The organism is Modestobacter sp. VKM Ac-2979, assembly GCF_026967995.1.
GTDB lineage: Bacteria > Actinomycetota > Actinomycetes > Mycobacteriales > Geodermatophilaceae > Modestobacter.
Window position 1 is genome coordinate 534500 of sequence record NZ_JAPVBO010000003.1, and the last position, 17937, is coordinate 552436.

General features: G+C 71.9%; 17 protein-coding genes. 2 read left to right on the plus strand and 15 right to left on the minus strand.

The window, feature by feature from the left end:
* Positions 1 to 532 precede the first annotated feature (532 nt).
* Positions 533 to 994, plus strand: a complete 462-nt coding sequence (locus O2W15_RS11310; protein WP_269179498.1) for an HIRAN domain-containing protein — start codon at positions 533 to 535, stop codon at positions 992 to 994.
* Between the two features lie 43 nt (positions 995 to 1037).
* On the opposite strand, the gene O2W15_RS11315 is transcribed toward O2W15_RS11310, so the two are convergent.
* From O2W15_RS11315 to O2W15_RS11385, 15 genes are all read right to left on the minus strand, one after another.
* The gene (locus O2W15_RS11315; RefSeq protein ID WP_269179499.1) at positions 1038 to 1265 is read right to left on the minus strand and encodes a hypothetical protein; all 228 of its coding nucleotides are present in this window, start codon (positions 1263 to 1265) and stop codon (positions 1038 to 1040) included.
* Between the two features lie 202 nt (positions 1266 to 1467).
* Entirely contained in the window at positions 1468 to 2172 is a 705-nt protein-coding gene (locus O2W15_RS11320; RefSeq protein WP_269179605.1) for a hypothetical protein, read from the minus strand.
* 117 nt (positions 2173 to 2289) lie between these two features.
* The gene (locus tag O2W15_RS11325) at positions 2290 to 2781 is read right to left on the minus strand and encodes a hypothetical protein (RefSeq protein ID WP_269179500.1); all 492 of its coding nucleotides are present in this window, start codon (positions 2779 to 2781) and stop codon (positions 2290 to 2292) included.
* A complete protein-coding gene (locus tag O2W15_RS11330; RefSeq protein WP_269179501.1) occupies positions 2769 to 4280 on the minus strand; it encodes a type IV secretory system conjugative DNA transfer family protein in 1512 nt (503 codons plus the stop codon). Before O2W15_RS11330 ends, O2W15_RS11325 begins: the two co-directional genes overlap by 13 nt.
* Positions 4281 to 4297: 17 nt before the next feature.
* Positions 4298 to 5590 carry a hypothetical protein gene (locus O2W15_RS11335; RefSeq protein ID WP_269179502.1) on the minus strand — a complete coding sequence of 431 codons (1293 nt, stop codon included), beginning with the start codon at positions 5588 to 5590 and terminating at the stop codon, positions 4298 to 4300.
* Positions 5590 to 5898 (minus strand): hypothetical protein, encoded by a 309-nt coding sequence (locus O2W15_RS11340; protein ID WP_166756781.1) that lies wholly within the window; start codon positions 5896 to 5898, stop codon positions 5590 to 5592. The genes O2W15_RS11335 and O2W15_RS11340 overlap by 1 nt, the downstream gene beginning before the upstream one ends.
* Positions 5898 to 6515: a conjugal transfer protein gene (locus O2W15_RS11345; protein ID WP_269179503.1), complete on the minus strand. Its 618-nt coding sequence runs from the start codon at positions 6513 to 6515 to the stop codon at positions 5898 to 5900. The genes O2W15_RS11340 and O2W15_RS11345 overlap by 1 nt, the downstream gene beginning before the upstream one ends.
* A 60-nt stretch (positions 6516 to 6575) precedes the next feature.
* Positions 6576 to 7097 carry a M23 family metallopeptidase gene (locus O2W15_RS11350; RefSeq protein ID WP_269179504.1) on the minus strand — a complete coding sequence of 174 codons (522 nt, stop codon included), beginning with the start codon at positions 7095 to 7097 and terminating at the stop codon, positions 6576 to 6578.
* Positions 7098 to 7731: 634 nt separating this feature from the next.
* Entirely contained in the window at positions 7732 to 9252 is a 1521-nt protein-coding gene (locus O2W15_RS11355; RefSeq protein WP_269179505.1) for an ATP-binding protein, read from the minus strand.
* A complete protein-coding gene (locus tag O2W15_RS11360; protein WP_331253869.1) occupies positions 9249 to 10778 on the minus strand; it encodes an SCO6880 family protein in 1530 nt (509 codons plus the stop codon). The genes O2W15_RS11355 and O2W15_RS11360 overlap by 4 nt, the downstream gene beginning before the upstream one ends.
* Positions 10775 to 12037, minus strand: coding sequence for a type IV secretion system protein (locus O2W15_RS11365; RefSeq protein ID WP_269179507.1), 1263 nt, complete (start codon positions 12035 to 12037; stop codon positions 10775 to 10777). Before O2W15_RS11365 ends, O2W15_RS11360 begins: the two co-directional genes overlap by 4 nt.
* A gap of 181 nt (positions 12038 to 12218) precedes the next feature.
* Entirely contained in the window at positions 12219 to 13001 is a 783-nt protein-coding gene (locus O2W15_RS11370; RefSeq protein WP_269164350.1) for a hypothetical protein, read from the minus strand.
* A 56-nt stretch (positions 13002 to 13057) separates the two neighbouring features.
* On the minus strand, positions 13058 to 13348 hold the full coding sequence (locus O2W15_RS11375; RefSeq protein ID WP_269164349.1) for a hypothetical protein: 291 nt from the start codon (positions 13346 to 13348) through the stop codon (positions 13058 to 13060).
* Positions 13345 to 13986, minus strand: coding sequence for a hypothetical protein (locus O2W15_RS11380; protein WP_269164348.1), 642 nt, complete (start codon positions 13984 to 13986; stop codon positions 13345 to 13347). The genes O2W15_RS11375 and O2W15_RS11380 overlap by 4 nt, the downstream gene beginning before the upstream one ends.
* Positions 13987 to 14279: 293 nt before the next feature.
* A complete protein-coding gene (locus tag O2W15_RS11385; protein ID WP_269179508.1) occupies positions 14280 to 15035 on the minus strand; it encodes a hypothetical protein in 756 nt (251 codons plus the stop codon).
* 654 nt (positions 15036 to 15689) lie between these two features.
* Between O2W15_RS11385 and O2W15_RS11390 the strand changes: the two genes are divergently transcribed.
* Positions 15690 to 17937 (plus strand): heavy metal translocating P-type ATPase (locus O2W15_RS11390; RefSeq protein WP_269179509.1); only part of this gene is annotated, 2248 nt, incomplete at its 3' end.

A 17937-nucleotide genomic window follows, 5' to 3' on the forward strand; every position in this document is an offset into this window, starting at 1 on the left:
GTGCGCGGAGGCGACCTTCGACGCCCCGGTCTGGATCAGCCCACCGAGCGCTCCAGCGAGAGTCTCCAGGTCCGTGGGAGGCGCGAAGAGCTTGACCGTGTCCCACGGCAGCGCGGAGCGGTCGATCGCGGACGACGGCGGGATTGGGTCGACATGTCCGGACGGTGCCATCCGGCACCGCTAGTCAGGTGCTTTGGCGCGCCATGCCGTCTTGCTCGTCGAGGGTTGTCAGCACTTGCACGCGGCCTTGCCCACTGAAGGAGCAGCCGCGCCCAAGGCGCATGACCGAGCGCGACAGTGGCCTCCCATTACGGTCGGGGTCATGGGGCTACTAGACCGTCTGTTCGGCCGCACACGCGATGCGCGCACCGTCGAACCTGGGCCACCGACACCTTCTCCAGCGTCACGAAGATCCGGCTCTGCGTCCGGAGGTGTGCCGGACAGGCCGGGCGACTCTGGGCCGCACGACCCCTGGTACGCCGTCCCTGACGGGGATGCTGAGCGCTTCCTCGGCGCCGACGGGCTGCCGTCCGTGCACCTGATCGACTACGGGGCCGGGGATGGACGAGTGCTGCGGTTCTGCGAGGACGCCACCGGCTTGTTGGTCGGCCCCACTGATCGGCGGCTAGGGCCTGCTGGGCTGCTCGTGTCCAACCTGCGCGGCGGGTCGTACTACGAGAACAATGGCGGCGACTTTCGTCCGGGCGCCGACGTGAGATTGGTGCCCGAGCCGAATAATCCGCACGACGATCGAGCAGTAGCGGTCTTCGACCGGACCGGTCGCTACCGCGCTGGGTACCTGAACAAGCAGAAGGCGCGGGCCTACCTGAAGCGAGTTGCCGCAGGAGAGAACCTGGTTGCGATCTCATTGCGTGGCACCGGGCCTGCGCACGAGACCGGCGTGGTGTCGATCTTCGCGGCGACTCCGGACGTGCTTGCGCACGTGCGCTCACCGCGCCCACCCGGTTGCCCGCCCCCGGTGTTCAAGGGTTGACGACGGCGCACTGCCGGGACGCAACCTAATGCCGCGCAGGAAATCAGTCGATGTAGCCCGTCTCCGGGTAGATCTGTGACAGGAATCCAACGATCGCTGCGCGCATCTCTGCCTCACTCATCGCTGCCCCGTCGGAGCGAGCGGTGGTGAACCCGTATGCCGGGGTGTGGGGGCCGCTGAGCCAGTCGAAGTCATAGACGCCCGGCTCGCCACGGCGATGCGTCACAGTGAAGTCCTGCCCATCGACGTGCAGAGCGCGGCAACCGTCCATGCCTCATGGTCCCCCGCCCCCGGCGCCGACGTCCCGAAAGCCGCCTTTCGGGCGGAGGTTGCCGGACGCGGCACAAGTTGCTGGCGCTACCGCGCGGGGGACGACGCCCACCCCAGGTGACGTCAGGACGACCGAGATGAACCGGGTACCTACCGAACCGTTGAGCGAGCTGCGCATGACCGACGCAGTCCGGGCGTGGGGCTCACGGCCTGGTAGCCAGTAGCCCGAAGACATCGCTGGTCGCCCGCAGGTGCAGCCCCAACTGCGGATCGAGGCGACTGGCTAGGCCGAGCAGGTCCGCGAGCCGGCCCGTCACGTCGGTCGTCAACAGCGGCTCGTGATGGGCCACCCGGTTGCGCAGCTCGTGCAGACGCCCCACGGGCCCGTCGACGTGGCTGGCGCGATCGGTACCCCGCGGGAAGGCGCGGTGGAGTGCAGGAACCCACAGCGCCTTCTCGTGCGCAGCCGAACTGAGGTAGCGCCAGAAGCCGAACATCAACTCGGCGACGACCTTCCCAGGCCGGGCCGCCGGGCCACCGGCGATGCCGATCGCCTGACGCAGGTTCTCCCGCGGTCGTTCGTTGATGTCGACCCGACGGCGGCCCCGGGTCCGGTACACCGGAGCGAAGACCGTCTCCCCGGCCAGGGTCCAGTGCGGCGGGCCTGGCCAGCGATCGGCCAGCGCGCGGTCGTAGGCGTTGCGCAGCCCCACCTCGACGTGCGCCAGGTCGTGCAGCAGTGCCGCGCTGGTCTGGGTGTTCCACTCGTACAGCGCCAGTGCGCGACCCCGGTCGGAGTCAGCGGCAGCCAGGTAGACCGAAAACCGCGGGACGCTCAGCCAGCGCTCCACCCAGGCGCCAGCCGGCGGCACATCTGGCGCCGGCTGCGGCGGTGTCGACTCGGTCATCACGTTCCATCCTGACGTACACTCCCTAACGAAAGCCCCGGTGGACCGCTGGCCTCTGGCCATGTCGCCGGGGCTTCGTCTTGCCCTTGCACCTACCCGCGGCGGCCCCTGGCCTTGTCAGCGACCAGCACCTTCGAGGAAGGCTGCATAGCGGCTCTCCGCCGGCCAACCCTGGTGCCGACCGGTGCGGCAGGTGCTCTCGCCGAGGCGCTCGACCATCCGGTCGCAGAACATCGGAAACGCGTAGCGGTTCCACTCCTCGACCAGCTCGGGAGCGGCCGCGCTCTCCGCCTGCCACCGCAGTACCGCCAGCACCGGTAGCTCGCGAGCGATGTGCGGATGCTGGCGCCAACAAGCCGGGATCATCTGCGCGGGTCGCCAGGCGTACTCGTGGTTGATCCAGACCGCGACGTCGTCGCACCAGTTCCACACCGATGCGCTGAGCTCGCTGTTGCACCCGGCCGGTTCCCACGGGCGTTCCATGTCGGCCACGACGCCGACCGGGGCTGGCTGCCCGGACTCTCGGCGGCGCACGTCCTGCAGCAGCTCCAGTGCGACCAGTACGCCAACCGGCGGAGGCGGGAACGGTAGGACGATCACTGCGGCCACTCCCCGCGCCACAGGGTGGACGGCCCACCAGAGACGTCGTCCGGCCGAGCAGTCAGCCGGTGGTCGCGGGCGTAGGTCAGCGCTGCGGCAGTGCGCTCCTGGACGTCCACCACGTCAGCGCGGGCACGGGATACCTGCGCGCGGGCAGCCGAGAGCTCGGCCTTCAGCTGCTGCCCGTCCTTGCCGTCGAGGCAGCGGCGGAGCCTGGCCAGGATGGGTGGCGCAGTTCCGGCGATGACGAGCGCGTGCCGCTCCGGCACGCGACGGATGTCCCCAGGTCGCAGCACTCGTACGTCCTCCCCCGACCGCGATGTACCGACACCACCGGGGCCGTCGGTGACCGTCTGCCGGCTGATCCGTACGTCGTCCAGCAGGTCGGACAGCTCCCGGTAGAAGTGGACGTCCTTGCCTCCGCCGAAGACGACCAAGGTGTTGGTGAGCCCGAGCAGAGAGCGGGCCTCGTCCTCCCCGTAGGAGACGACCATCTGCTTCCAGGTCTGCGCGGCGTAGATGAACGACAGGCCGAGGGCGCGTTCGTTGGCCATCCGCACCCGCAAGGTGGGCAGCGGGGTGGTCGAGGGCAACTCGTCGAGGCAGGCCAGGAAGCAGGGCGTCATCCGCCCGTGCGGCGAGGTGTTGGCGACCTGCAGCGCCGTGTCCAGGACGTGCTCGGCGACGGCGGTCATCAACGGCGCCGCCGAGGCGTACGGGTCGTCGCGACCGAGCAGGTACACCGTGCCCTGCCGGGTGATCAGGTCGACCAGGTCGGTGGCCGGCCGGCCGGGTGACGGCACGCAGCGGGCGCGGATGGCCGGCTGGAAGAACAGCGCCATCGCCTGCTGCACGGTCGTGACGGTGTTGCCGACGGTGTCCGGGCTGCCGTGCAGGGCCCCGGCGAGCAGCCCGTCCCAGAAGCGTGCCGCGTGCGGGTGCTGCTGCAGGATCTCGGCCGGTTGCTCGGCGGCGACCGGGTTGGCGACCCACTCCAGGACGTGGTCCAGGGTGCGACCCGTGAGGGCCGCGGCGTGCAGGAAGCCCTGCAACACCTTCGCCGTCTCGGCTGCATAGAACCGTGCAGCGTTGTCCTGCCGGCCACCGGTGACCGAACCGGTGACCGTGCCAGCGGAGAACGCCTTCGCGCGTCGTTCAGCGATCTGCGGATCGACGCAGCCGGCGATCGGATCCCACACCAATTCCGGGATCCCCGGCGCAGCACCGAACGGGTCGAGCACCGCAATCGGACGGGCCGGCCCGCCCTGATGGACGGGGCGTTGACGTCGTCCAGCGGTCAGCAGCAGGTCGTCGACCTTCGTCAGCGTCGCCAGACCGGCGCCGCGGTGAGCCAGCAACGCCGGGGCCAACAGGTCCAAGGTCTTGCCGGAGCCCTGCTCTCCGTACACGCCGGTGGTGCGGTCGTACCGGCACCACAGCTCGACGCCACGGGGCAGCGACGAGCGACCCACCCGCCAGCCGACGTCCGTGGGCTCGAACCGGGACATACGTGTGCTCCTCACGATCAACGAGCTCGGGTGGGGCCGGACGTCTGGCCACGCGCCAACTGCAGATGCCGACCGGCCTCATGCGTCGCCGCTTCCAGCGCGGCGGCCGTCTGCGGCTGGCCCAGCAGCGCCTGGTTGGCGGCCAGCGCCCGTCGCGGGAAGTCGGCCGTCGTGGGCACGCCGACTGCTGCGGCCCGGGTCGCCACCGCGAGCGACAGCAGCCGGGCGTTGTGCAGCGCCCCAGCCACCGGCTGCAGGTCCACGGCGTCCACCCGGACGAGTCCGCCGAGCTGGTAGCCCCGCAGATAGGCGGCCACCCGCTCCTCCCGCGGCGGCACGTCGCGGGCGTAGGCCACCAGCGCACCGGTGTCCGCCCACGACCGGACCGTGCGGTACATCAGCTGGGTCGCCAAGGTCGGCAGGTGCTGGGCAGCCGCCGCGACGGCCGCACGCAACGGCTCTGCTCGGAGCGCCGGGTCCGAGCCCGGACGGTTGAGCGAGGCGTGCAGACGCAGAGCCGCGTGCACAGCCGGCGGTGCATCGTGGTGCGGCCGCCGGCTCCCGTCGTCGTAGGGGCGCAAGGCGGCTCGAACGGCCCGCCAAGCAGGTGCGGCCGCCTGCCCGGCTCCCGGCTCGGCCACCGAGTCGAGCCGCTGCGCGGCATCGCTGAGCGTCTCTGCGGCGAGTGTGTACGCGAGCACCTCCGCGACCGACGGGGACTCCGCCGCGCTGCCCGTGGCGCGCAGCAGCACGGCGACCGCGTCGGGGACGACGAGAGCAGGGTCCGAGCTCGCCGGGACCGCGGGCCCAGCCAACGGTCGGTCGAGGATGGCGGCGTCCGCCCGCGATGGCGGCTGCAGTGCCGCGGTCTGCTGGACCAGTACCGACTGCCGCTCTACCTCGGCGAGCCACTGGGCCGCCGGGCCGGCGGGCAGTGTCCCGGCCAGCACCTGGACCAGCGGCGTGATGGTCTCGGCCACCGCCGTGGCCGCAGCCCATCGTGAGGCGACGGTGCTGTGGTCGTGGAGGACGGCGAGGGTGTCGGCCGCAGCAGCCGCGAGCCCGGCCAGGGTCGATTCGGTCGCAGGCGCACGAGCGGCCAGCTCGGTGCAGGCGGCGGCCAGCTCGGCGACCTGGTGCTCCCGTCGGTCACCGATGGCTGGGGACACGCCGTCGCGGCGCAGTTGTGCCAGCGCCCGGCCCAGCTGTCCCAACGCGGTACCCGCATCGGCGCGGGCCGCAGCGGTGGGCTCAGTGGAGTGTGCGGTCTCGGCCAGGGCGTCGAGGAGCTGCCCGAGCGAAGTGGCCATCAGCGCCGTGCCCGCAGTGCCCGGCGACCGTGCCGGGCTGCGGCGAGGACATCGGGGTGGGCGAAGTCTTCGGGCTCCAGCTCACCGAGGATGTGCAACGCCTGCTCGACGAGCCGGTCGGGGTCGGCGGCGTCGGCCGTCGCGGGAACCGGTCCGCTGGGCGCACGAAGGGCAGTGGCAGCGGCGAGACAGTGCAGCTGCGCCGTCACCCCCGCCTGGTCGTTGCGGGCAGCGGCGGCGAACAGCGCTGAGGCCTCCGAGCGGGCGGCCAGTAGATCGGCGTCCAAGCCGTCGTCGTTCTTGGTCATCAAGGGATCTCCTTCGCAGTGGACGTGGGTGATGTCTGGGTCGACGGTGATGGGGAGATCGACGGGGAACTGTTGCTCTGGACGGATCTGTGGGTACGACTGCGCGTCGCGTCGCCGCCTGTGGACAGGAGGCGGCCGAGGCGCTCCCAGTCGCGTCTGAGCGGGTAGAGATCCGGGCGGATGACCGCTCGTCCAGCGCGGAGCTGGCGCAGCCCGAGGGCTTGCGCGGCCTCGCTACGGGTGGCCATCCCGCTGCGGGCATCGCCGGGACGCCGGTGGCGGACGCCCAGGACCGCGGTGCTGACCGCGACGGTCAGCAGGACGAGTTCGGCGGCGGCGACGCATGCGTACACCGGGGCGGGCTCGGCGACCTTCCCCAGCTGATCCGGGGACAGGCCACGGCCGGGATCTCCGCTCAGGAGCCCGCCGAGGACGCGGCTGGCCAAATCGATGCCGTCCGGCCAGACCCAGCCACCGCCCCACAACGCCGAGGCGAGCCCGAGCCCGGCCATGGCCGCCAGCCCTACCGCGATCAGAGCGCCGCCGACCGCAGCGACGGCCAGCTCCCATCCCCGGCCGATCGGCTGCGCCTCGCGACGTCGGGACGGCGTCGTCACTCGCCGGCCCTCGGTCGGCGGTGGATGTTCACGTTCATTCCTGGTTGCCCTCTCTGCCGGTCAACCGGCGGTGGCGGTGGCGTGCAGGTCGACGCCGCGCTCTGCCAGCCATGGGACGGGGTCGACGGCTGCGCCGTGGACGCGGACCTCGAAGTGCAGGTGGACGCCGGTGCTGTTGCCGGTGGCGCCCTGGTGCCCGAGCAGCGCGCCCGCGGGGACCTGCCGCCCTGGCGTGACGGTGTAGCCGGAGAGATGGGCGTAGCGGGTGGTGACTCCAGCGCCGTGGTCGAGCTCGACGAGGTTGCCGTAGCCCTTGAGGTTGAGGCTGCCGTCGCGGTCGCAGTAGGTACTGGTGCAGGCAGAGCGGTGATCACGGTGCCGGCCGCGGCGGCGTAGACGGGGGTGTCGCGGGGTCCGGCGAAGTCGACGCCGGCGTGCTGGCTGCCCCAGCGGAGCCCGAACCCGGAGGTCAGCTGCCCCGTGGTGGGCCGGGCCCAGGCGCCGGCCGGCACCGGCAGGGCGGGGCAGACGCTGGCTACCGCCCCGGCCGGATCCGCAGCCGCCCCCTGGGCGGCGGGCCACAACATCGCGGTGAGTTGCCGGGCGAGCGTCTCCCCGTGGGCGTAGGCATCCCCGTAGGCCGAGACCTGCACGGCTTGCGCGGCCCGGGTCAGCGGGATGGCCTCCCAGTCCGGCACAGCGACGAGCCGGGTGTAGAAGGCTTCGGCGGCGTAGACGGGGTCCATCAGCTGGGCGACGGTCCCCCAGCCGGCGGTCCAGCGCTGCTGGAAGGTGTTGACGCTGTCGTGGTCGGAACCGAGCCCGTCGTGCGGATGGGTCAGGCTGGTGGCGGTCTCCGCAGCCTGCGCGGGCGTGAGTTCAGGGCTGCTGCCGTCGTTGGCCAGCATCCGCAGCCGGGACTCCTGCCAGGCGGTCGCCAGCGCCACGGTGGCCGCGTACGAGTTCAACCCCCGTGCTGCGCCGACGGTGACGATGGTCTGTGCGTGGCCCATCTGGACGGCATCCAGCTCGATGCCGGCGACGGTGGCGCCGGTGCCGGCTGTCGAGCAGGCTGACGATGCCGATGCTGTCGGTGTGGCCGCGGCGGCGAGGACGGCCAGCGGGATCAGCAGAGTGAGCGCGGCCAGCATCGGCAGCGCGAGCGGGACGGCGGCCTTCCACAGCCAGGCCCTCGCCATGCGTTCCGCCGTCCCAGTCATGCCGTTGTGTCCAGGGCGTCGTTGGTGTCGGTCAGGGCGACGTCCAACGAGGTCCGGACGGTCTGCACCTTCGCCACATGGCTGCCGACCAGCCAGAGCGCTCGACCCCTGGCTGCGGCAGCCCAGTCGGTGACGATCTGCTCGGCCATCGGGCTGAGACCGAGCAGGTCGGAGAGCTCGTCCCCGATCTGCTCGTCCTGGCCGAGCAGCACCTTGGTGGCGCAGAGATGCAGCAGGTCCTTGGCGATGGCCACCGCCTGGCTACCCGCATCGCCGACGGTCAACATGTCGGAGGGCTTGTGTGCGATGACGACCTGGATGCACCCGTCGTTGCGGGACAGGCGCAGGTCGGCGTCCAGGGACTTGACCGCGTCGGTGCCCAGCCGCATCTGCTTCCAGCACTCGTCCCGGATGACGATCCGCAGATCTCCGGGCTCGGCCAGCTGGGTCATCGCCCGGCCCCAGGAGTTCAGGCAGGTGAGCGCCACGCCTACGGCCTCGTCACCCAGTGGGTCCAGCCGGGACAGGGACAGCGACTGGATCGGTGCGCGCCAGTCCACCGAGACGGTGGTCGGTGCGTCGAACAGGCCGGCCAGATGACCGGTGACCAGGGCTCCGAGTGCGTCGCGCACCGGCCGGGTCTCGTCCAGGAAGTGCTGGCGGGTGGCGTAGCGGCACGCGTCGACGAGTTCGTCGCTGGGCGCGCGCAGCGCCTGCCAGAGCTGAGGGATGGTCACTTCCCGCATCCGGTCGGCGCCGTCGGCGTAGCCGGTCAGGTCGCGGAGGACCTGACCGACAGCGGTCTCCGCGGTCGGCCCGAACGGCACGTGCTGTGAGCCGACGAGGCCTCGGATGAGCAGCAGCCATCGGGAGAAGACCATGGCTGCGCGGCGCCGTGCTTCAGCCCGGGGCAGCCGGGTCCAGTCGTTGCCCAGTGGCCCGAAGTCCAGCGGGTTGATCCGCGCAGGGAGGCCGTGACCGACCGCGTGCGGCTGGACCTGCAGGGCCCGGCAGAGCGGCTCGTACTCGTCCTTGACGTCGCCGAGCACCAGCGTCCGGTAGCCGTAGGCCATCTGCCGGAGGGCGAACATCTTGACCGTGCCGGACTTCCCCCGGCCCGGCGCCCCGAAGAGGATCATGTTCGGGTTGGTGACGCCGGCGACGCTGTTGAGCGTCCAGCCGATCGGATCGGCGGAGAAGGCGCCGCCGGAGAGGTAGTCGATGCCGAGGATCGCACCGCCCGGCGGCAGCCCGTCACCGGCGATCAGCGGCCAGACCCCGCCGACCTGCTCCGAGGTCATCCGGTAGACGGCCAGCGGTGCAGGCACCGCCGCCCAGCCGGCGGCCTGGCCGGTCCGACCACGTCGGCCGACCAGCGTGTCGAAGGGGTCGACGTCGGCTGGGCGAGCCGGTGGCGAGAGCAACGACGGGAGTTCGTGACCGAAGTCGGAGACGAGCTGCGCCACTCCCCTGCCCCGGGTGCTCTGTCGCTGCCGACCGATGCGCCGGCTGCTCACTGGGCACCTCGGCGCCGCGGCAACCCGATTCCGAGCGGTATGCAGGCGGCAGCGAAAGCGGAGTCTTGAGCCAGGTCGAGCCGCAACGGCTTGAACCCACTGCCGGTGACGCTGGCCTCCAGCCGACGGCCGTAGTCGGTGATGGACCACGTGCCAGGCACGGTCACCGACACTGCGACGGCCACGCGGACGAGCGCATTGCCCTGGGCCAGCCGCACGTCCTGGCCCTCGACCCGGGCCGCGTCCCGACGATGTGCCGCCCGGTCCCTGAACCCACCGCGGCGCCGGATCTCGGTCGCCAGCTCGGAGCTCATCGACTCGTTGCCGACCATCCGACCAGCCCTGGTGGAGCTGATCGGTTCGAAGAACACCGTGGCGCACCGCCGCTCCCCCGCCGTCGTCGGAGTGAGGACCGGCGCGAGGGCACCCATGACCGCACCCTTGTCAGGCAGCAGGACGGTGCAGGTCGCCGAGTGCCAGGCGTCGTGCACGTAGTGACGCCGTTCCGGCGGAGGGGCAGCGGTGGGCCCCGCAGCGGCCATCGGCAGCGCCGCGACGATGCGCGGATTGGTGCTCACGGCCAGCTCGGCGGTCGCCAAGCCGGCGCGGTCACCCGGGGCGAAGCCGGTGCGGATGGCCGACGCGAGCGCGGGAGAGTCCAGCCAGGTAACGCTCGAGCAGCCAACCGGTCCGACCAGCCGGGCCTCGATCTCGCTCATCACGCCGTAGAGCACGCGAGCACGCCCGTCGACGCCGCCTCCGGCTTCCTTGGCCTGGCGGTGGATCCGCCGTTCTGGCACGACCACCGTCACGAATGCTTCATGCCTTACGCCGGCCTGGGTCATCACGGCCGCGAGCTCCGCAGTGACCGCACGCGCCAGCGGCGGAGCCTCGGGTCGCAGATGGGCCTGTTGCCACGCTGCGCGTTCGGCGCCGTCGTCGGGCAGTGTCCGGACCTGCAGGGCGACGACCGACACCAACTCGGTGGTGGCCGCGCCCTCCAGCAGCTCGGCCAGTCCGATGCCCATCCGCGTGCGAGCGGTGGTCTCGGACATCCCGATCCCGGGGTGGGTGATCCGAGCCACCACGGCCCAGGTCCGCTCCCGGTGATCGGCGATGACGGCGGGGCGCGCGAGGAGCGGGCCGAAGGGCGGACCGTCGTGGGTCTGGACCCCTGACAGAACGCCGGGCAGGTCGGCGTCGTCCAGGTCGGCAGCAACGCCAGCAGCCGCTCGGGACTGCCAGTCGGTCCACCCCAGCGCGCCCCCGATCCCGCGGAGCAGGGAGTCCAGCGCCCAGCGGAACGCGGACCGGCCCCGGACGGGAACGGCTAGCAGCACGGCCAGGACAGCCCAGACCGGTGCCCAGGCCAGTGCCAGCAGCCATCGATTCGCACTGGCAGCCAGCAGCATGGGCAGACCGGCGAGCCCCACGCCGATCCAGGCCCGAGCGCTGAGCCCACCGAACCAGCCCGGCCTGTCCTTCGACCACGACCCGTAACGGACCGGTCCGGCAGACGCGGTCACAGCGCCACCACTGCAGCAGCCTCGGGAGCCGCGGCGCCGACGGTCGGCTCGGCCTTCGCCCAGTTCGCCAGGCCTCCGCTCCGGGCCGGTGGCTCCGCGGGCATCCCAGGCCCCCCACCCGACGGCGGTGTTGCTCGCGGAGAATCGGGAAGGGCACCTCCGCCGCCATCGGTCGAGCCCTCGGGAGTTTCAGCACCCCCACCAGAGCCGGTGGTGGAGCCAGAAGTGCCCGCCTGACCGCTCCCGCTCGCGCGTCGGCTGCTGCGCTGACCGGTCGGCGTCAGGCTGTGGCCGGCGTGTCCGACGCCTGTCGAGCCGAGTACGTCCGAGGCGACGTCGACGGCCCGGTGGGCAACCGAAGCCGCCGCGACCGTGCTGGCGCCCACCGCCGAGCCGACCGTCCCGAGCATCGACCCGAGCCGGCTCGCTGACTGCGCTTCGGCGGCGGCCTCCCCCTGCGAACGTCCATCGCCACCGCTCTGCGCAGCGGCACCGCTACCCGACGCCTGCTTGCCGCCGGACAGGACCCCGGACAGTCCGCCGGCATCGCCCCACGACTGCCGTAGGGCCGAGCCCGACGCGGTCCCCGGATCCACGAAGGCCAGCAGCCGGAAGAGCACGAGCGGACACAGCGCACCGATCGCCACCATGATCGCGCCGATCACCGCAGCTCCTGCGGCCTGTGCGGTGGAGTCACCCGCGCCAGCGACGACGCCGGCGGACAGCTGCACGCCGATGCCCAGCACCAGGGCCGCGGTCGGCGCGATGAGCAGGCAGGAGAAGAACCAGCGCAGGCTCTTCCAGAACCACGCCTTCGTGCTGTCGTTGAGCAACCCGGCGGCCGCAATCGGCGCTGTGGCGACCAGGATGATCAGCGCGGCCGCCCGCACCAGCGAGATCACCAGGTAGAAGAACGACGCTGGGATCAGCAGGAGCAGCGACGAGAGGCCGAGCACGGTGGCCGCCGTTGCGTCCACCACCTCGCGCGGCCACGAGCTACCGGGATCGAACGCCGACAGGCTGTCGACCTCCAGCATGGCCTGCAAGATCCCGCGGGACAGTCCCGCGGCGGCCGCGACCAGACCGCCGGCGACGCCCAGGTAGCCGACCCAAACCAGGCCGAACTGTCCAATACCGAGGAGCACCCGGCCGATGGACTGCCCGTCGCGACGGATCAGCGCCATGGTCAGCTGGACGAACATCATGGTCGCTGCGACCGAGGCACCGAGCCACAGCGTCGTCGGCAGCACCGCGCCCATCGGCCCGTCCGCAGAGACGTCCGGCGTGGTGAAGGCATCGATGACCTCGAAAGCCAGGGTGAGCAGCCAGAGCCCCGCCGACCAGATGCTGACCATCGCCGCCGTCCAGACATCCGTGACCGCAGCAGAGGCAGCGTTCCCCAGCCAGTTCAGGGGATTGAGGTCGACGGCCAGGACGTCGTCACTCATGTCGCAGGTCCCGGTAGCCGACGCTGAAGGCGACATCGGTGCCGGGCCACACCGACGGTGGCGTGGCAGGTTCAGCGCCCGGCCCGATCAACCACCGGTCGGTCCGCCAGACCATTCGCTGGCAGTCCGCCACCGCCCCCCGGGCAGTGCGCTGCAGCGTGACGTCGAGTTGGAAGTCGACGCAGGCGACGACGAAGTCCGATCCGACACTGCCCTTGATCAGACCCATTAGCGGCGTCAGCACGACGGCGAACTGCGTGGAGCCACCCCCGGACAGGCCTGCGGCATCGAGGAGCCGTCCGACCGCGCGCACACCGGACCAGCTCGTGGTCGTCGGACCGCCGGGCATGGCCCAGGCGCTGATCACGGCACGGGCGCCGGCCAATGAGGCGGACTGGAGGGCGACCTGGTCGATCGCGGCCAGCTGAGCCAACGCCCCTTCCGGGGTGCGGGGGAAGCCTGTCGGCACGCCGGCCGGTCCGATGCTGGTTGCCGGGGGAAGCAGGATGGGCGCGCCCGGATCGCGGTCGGAGACGGGCCCGGGATGGGACGCCGACTCCGGGACGACTGGCATCGGCCTGGCGGCCAGTGAGTCCTCGAGCGCGACTCGGTCGGTCGGCGCTGTGGTCGACGCGGGTGCGGACCCGACCGGGTCGCTTGCAGAAGCGGAGTCAGTGGGCCCGGATGCCGGCCGGACGGCGTGCACCACGGCCAGCACCAGACCTGTTGCCAGGACTGCGACCGCGACTCCTGCACCCGCCAGCAGGGTCAGCATCTTGCGCCGTGACCACGGGAAGCCGTGCGGCTCACGGCCGCTCCGATGGCGGACCATCAGCAGCCGGTCCCGACGATCGACAGGACGATGACGTACCCGACGACGTAGAGAATCGCGCCGACCAGGCAAATCAGGATCCCGTCCATCCCCAGCCGGGCTCCCCGGGGATGGTGGGTGACCCGCCCCCAGATCAGCATCCCGACGCTGGCGAAGAAGCAGATCCCCAGAACGGCCAGGACGCCCCACTTCACCCAGGACTGGATCTGATCGGCGTAGACCTGCATGCCAGGTGGTGCGGCCGGGCAGACGCCGGCGGCCATCAACGAATCTGCAAGCCGGGCGGTCATCGGGATGCTCCTGGGAAGGGTCCTGGACTGGTGGTCGTGACTGACGCCAGCGCGACCCCGGGGCGCCGGGAAGACAGCAGTGCAAGCAGCGCGCGGCCGGCCGCCTGGATCGACGAGGGCAGTGGCTGGCCGGTGAGGCCGGTGACCTCGAGTCGCCGCTCCAGCGGAACGGCGACGACCTGTCCGGCAAGGCGCAGAGCACGCAGCCGAGGCCCCGAGCTGGCAGCGACCTCACCGGGCCATCGGCGGCCACCGACGGCAGCGACGACGACGACCTGATTCCCCAGCTGATCGAGGAGTGCCTCCGTCAGGCGAACACCGGGGACGGTCGGCCGGCAGACGACGACGGTGTGCGCGCGATTGACGGTGCGGCAAGCCCGACCGTCAGCGTCCAGCCCAAGATCGAGGACCGTCACCCCCGCGCGATGGCCGGTCGGCACCGGCCAGCCGCTCGGCGACGCATCCGTCGCACGGCGGTCGATGGTGACGGTGGACCGGAGGCCCCGGCGCCAGGCCCCTGTGTCGTCCATTCCCAGCTCCGCCGACGCTGCGGCCCCGAGGCCGGAACGGGCGGGGTGCGCATTATCGATCAGGTGCGCCGGTTGACCAGTTGCTGCAGCAGCGTCACTGATCGCCAAGGCCACAGTGGAAGCCCCCGCACCGGCGTGCCCCGCCAACACGGTGATCCAGCCGGTCGGCAGGTCACTGTCACCCCCCGCCCGGTGCCTCCCCGGTGTCCTGTCACCCCGGCTCTTCCGAGGCTCGGAAGCCGTGTCACCCCCGACGTCGACGAGGCGAACAGCCTGCCTTGATCGCAGTTCCCGCAGGGCTTGCTGGACCTCGGCGACGGCCAGTAGGCGGCGCTCAGCAGGGTGGCCCGCGCAGACGCCCTCACTCGATGCCGGGCTGTCGAGGGGAGCCAGTGGGGTGTTCACGCGACCGCCGCCAGGTAGTCGCGGGCGACGGTGCGCAGCGCGGCGATGGTGCGGTTCCGCCGGCGGTAAAGCGTGCGGGTAGAGATGCCGTACTCAGCGGCGACCTTCGAGTCGCCGCCCTGCTGAAGGTCACGGCCGCACTCGGTCGCGACGAGCAACTCCAGGTCCGCAGCGTCCACCCCGGACCGGACCGCCCACTGCAGCAAGTCCGCGATGTCGAGGTCCTCGGCGTCGTCGCGTGGGTCGGCAGGCATCAACCGGGTGACGTCACCATCGACGGTGAGGAACTCACCACGTTCCGGGTGGCGGCGGTCTCGCGGTCGCAGTTCGGCGAGCACCGCACGACGGGTGTCGGCCCGCAGGTTCGCAGCCACCGCACGCGGGCGGCGCTGCCACGGGTAACGCCGGATCTGGCAGGTGAGCTCCCCGACCACCACGGCGACGATGTCCGGGCTCAGGTCTCGCAACTGCCGGACCATCGTCCAGACCAGCCCGCTCAGCAGGTGCAGCAACAGCGCGAGCTCATCGTCGTCGCGCCCGCCGTCGACTGCAGCGAGCCGGACGAGTGCGGCCAGGACGGCGTTGCTTCGCTCGTGCTCGCCCGACTCGGAGCAGACCTCGACGAGGTCGGCGACGGCGGCGAGACCTACAAGTGCGGGTTCGGATTCGGCCCAGCGAGGCAGGGCGGCGTTGGCGTCGAGTCGGGCGGCGAGCGCCGGCCAACTGCCGACGATCGTGGGGTCGTGGAACATCTGTGGCGCCTCCGGCATCAGTGCGATGCCGTCGACGCTCCGAAGAAACGTTCACGGTGACGTCCCCCCGCCGGGGTGACACACGTGGGACCGGCGTAACCCGCGGGGGGTGACCCGCGCACCGATGCCGGCTCTTGTGACGTTTGAGCAGGGAGACGGAGGCACGGTCGACGCCGGGGCCCTCACCGTTCCAACTGTGGACGGACTTGGCGGTCGTTCAGGGGCTGTCCAACTGGAATTTGGCAGTCCCTAGCAGCGTCACCCTTTGGGAGATTCGGTACTTCAATCTGTTGCGTCCATTCTGTGCGCTCACCACGACGGGATCGCTCCGCCGTGGTCGACTGGGTCGCCTTCTGGTTGAAGCGAGCACTCACCAACTTGGCGGCCTCACGGTTCGAGGAGCAGACGCACCTGATCGGTGGCCAACTCGATTTTGCCGACCACGGCGGGTGACATCCGTCGGTCGCTCGGTCGGTCGGTCGAGTTGAGGACCAAGGTCATGCCGGCCGAGGACTGGCGCCGATGGCCGGATCCAGGGGCTCCCCACGAGGGTCGAGACCACGCGGCGTCGGTCGAACGCCGGTGGTCAGGGAGGGGCGCATGTCCGACCGATCTACGTCCCGGCCCACGGCTGGGCTCAGTTGGTTGTCGAAGGTGAGCCGGTGGCTGGAGCCGGCGCTGCTGACGGTGACCCTGGCACTGCTCGCGGCAGGCGGGCTGGCTTGGGCCACCGGCCTCGGCAGGTGGGACGACGCGCTGTGGGCCATCGCCACCTTGGTCGCGGTCCTGCCGTCAGCAGGGTGGGTGATCGCAGACCTCATCCGACGGCGCCTGGGGGTGGACCTGATCGCTCTGCTCGCGCTGGTGGGGACCCTGGCGGTCGGCGAGTACCTGGCCGGCGCCCTGATAGCGGTCATGCTCGCGACCGGCCGAACCCTGGAGGCGGCCGCCCAGCGACGGGCGACCAGGGACCTCCGGGCGTTGCTGGAGCGGGCGCCCCGGACCGCACGCCGTCGCGTCGGGTCCGTGGTCTCCGAGGTGCCCGTGGACGAGGTGGCCGTCGGTGACCTGGTGCTGGTGGGGCCGGGCGAGGTGTTCCCGGTCGACGGGGTGGTGGTCGACAGCCCCGCGGTCCTGGACGAGTCGGCACTGACCGGGGAGCCGGAGCTGGTGGAGCGCGCCGTCGGCGAGGCCGTGCGCAGCGGCACGCTGAACGCCGGCGGCGCCGTCGCGCTGCGCTGCACCGTCCCGGCCGCCGAGAGCACCTACGCCGGGATCGTCGCCCTTGTGCAGCAGGCCGGCGCCGACAACGCGCCGGTGGTCCGGCTGGCCGACCGGTTCGCCGCCTGGTTCCTGCCGCTCTCCCTCGTCGTCGCCGGACTCGCCTGGGCGGTCAGCGGGACGCCGGACCGCGCCGTGGCGGTGCTGGTGGTGGCGACCCCGTGCCCGCTGCTGCTGGCGGCCCCGGTGGCGATCGTCTCCGGCCTGTCCCGGACGTCACGGCTGGGGGTGGTCGTCCGCGGTGGCGGTGCGCTGGAGCGCCTGGGTTCCGCCCGGACCATGGTGTTGGACAAGACCGGCACGCTGACGGCCGGCCGGCCCGCGGTGACCGAGGTGCTGACCGCGCCCGGTCGGGCCGTGGCGGAGGTGCTGCGGCTGGCGGCCTCGGCCGACCAACTGTCCCCGCACGTGCTCGCCGAGGCCGTGGTCGCCGAGGCGCGCGAGCGGGGCATCCCGCTGGTGCTGCCTGCCGACGTCCAGGAAGAGCCCGGTCGTGGTGTCGTCGCCATGGTCGACGGCGCATTCGTGCGGGTCGGCAAGCAGGACACCGTCCCGGACGCCGCCTGGGCGCGCACGGCGGTCAGCCGGGCCGGGTTGGACGGCTGCGCCCTGGTGTGGGTCGAGGTCGACGGCGTCCTGGTGGGTGCGCTGCTGCTGAAGGACCCGCTCCGGCCGGACGCCGGTCGGACGATGCGCCGCCTGCGATCGGCCGGCATCACCCGCCTGGTGATGCTGACCGGCGACCGGCCCGAACCGGCGCGGGAGGTCGGCGCCGTGCTGGGGCTGGACGAGGTGGGCGCCCAGCAGACGCCGGCCGGCAAGGTGGAGGCGGTGCGGGCCGAGCGCGAACAGGCGGTCACGGTGATGGTCGGGGACGGCCTGAACGACGCCCCGTCGCTCGCCGCGGCCACGGTGGGTATCGCGATGGGCGCTCGTGGCTCGACCGCCTCTTCCCAGGCGGCCGACGTGGTGCTCACCACCGACCGGCTCGACCGGGTCGCCGACGCGATGGAGATCGCCCGGTACGCGCGGCGCATTGCGGTGCAGAGCGCGGCGGTGGGCATGGGACTGTCCCTGACGGCGATGGGGCTGGCCGCTGTCGGCCTGATCCCGCCCGCGTTCGGGGCACTGCTACAGGAGGCCATCGACGTCGCGGTGATCCTCAACGCCCTCCGGGCCCTGCGTGGCGGTGGGGTCGGAGGCCGTCCCGTGCAGCCGGCGACCCAGGTGTTACTGCGCCGGTTCGCCGCAGAGCAGAACGACCTGCACCAGGTCCTCCCGCTTGTCCGGGCAGCAGCTGATGCACTGGTCGACGCGCCGACCCCGGAGGCGGTCGAGGCGCTGCGCCGCGCCAGGACCGCGCTGGTGGAACGGCTGGTCCCGCACGAGCAGGCCGAGGAGGCCGAGCTCTACCCGGCCCTGGCCCACGCCCTGGGGTCCGACGAGGCGGTCGCGCCGATGAGCCGGGCACATGCCGAGATCGGCCGGCTCACCCGCCGGGTCCAGACCCACCTCGACGCCCTCGCCCAGGAAGCCGACCTGGACCAGGAAGCCGACCTGGACCAGGAAGCCGACCTGGACCAGGAAGCCGACCTGGACCAGGAAGCCGACCTGGACCAGG

What these genes read in the sequence shown, in the direction of transcription:
- O2W15_RS11315 (WP_269179499.1), bottom strand. Translation starts at nt 1,265, where the DNA reads ATGGACGGTTGCCGCGCTCTGCACGTCGATGGGCAGGACTTCACTGTG.
- O2W15_RS11320 (WP_269179605.1), bottom strand. Translation starts at nt 2,172, where the DNA reads ATGACCGAGTCGACACCGCCGCAGCCGGCGCCAGATGTGCCGCCGGCT.
- O2W15_RS11330 (WP_269179501.1), bottom strand. Translation starts at nt 4,280, where the DNA reads ATGTCCCGGTTCGAGCCCACGGACGTCGGCTGGCGGGTGGGTCGCTCG.
- O2W15_RS11335 (WP_269179502.1), bottom strand. Translation starts at nt 5,590, where the DNA reads ATGGCCACTTCGCTCGGGCAGCTCCTCGACGCCCTGGCCGAGACCGCA.
- O2W15_RS11340 (WP_166756781.1), bottom strand. Translation starts at nt 5,898, where the DNA reads ATGACCAAGAACGACGACGGCTTGGACGCCGATCTACTGGCCGCCCGC.
- O2W15_RS11365 (WP_269179507.1), bottom strand. Translation starts at nt 12,037, where the DNA reads ATGGGCGCGGTGCTGCCGACGACGCTGTGGCTCGGTGCCTCGGTCGCA.
- O2W15_RS11370 (WP_269164350.1), bottom strand. Translation starts at nt 13,001, where the DNA reads ATGCTGACCCTGCTGGCGGGTGCAGGAGTCGCGGTCGCAGTCCTGGCA.
- O2W15_RS11375 (WP_269164349.1), bottom strand. Translation starts at nt 13,348, where the DNA reads ATGACCGCCCGGCTTGCAGATTCGTTGATGGCCGCCGGCGTCTGCCCG.
- O2W15_RS11385 (WP_269179508.1), bottom strand. Translation starts at nt 15,035, where the DNA reads ATGTTCCACGACCCCACGATCGTCGGCAGTTGGCCGGCGCTCGCCGCC.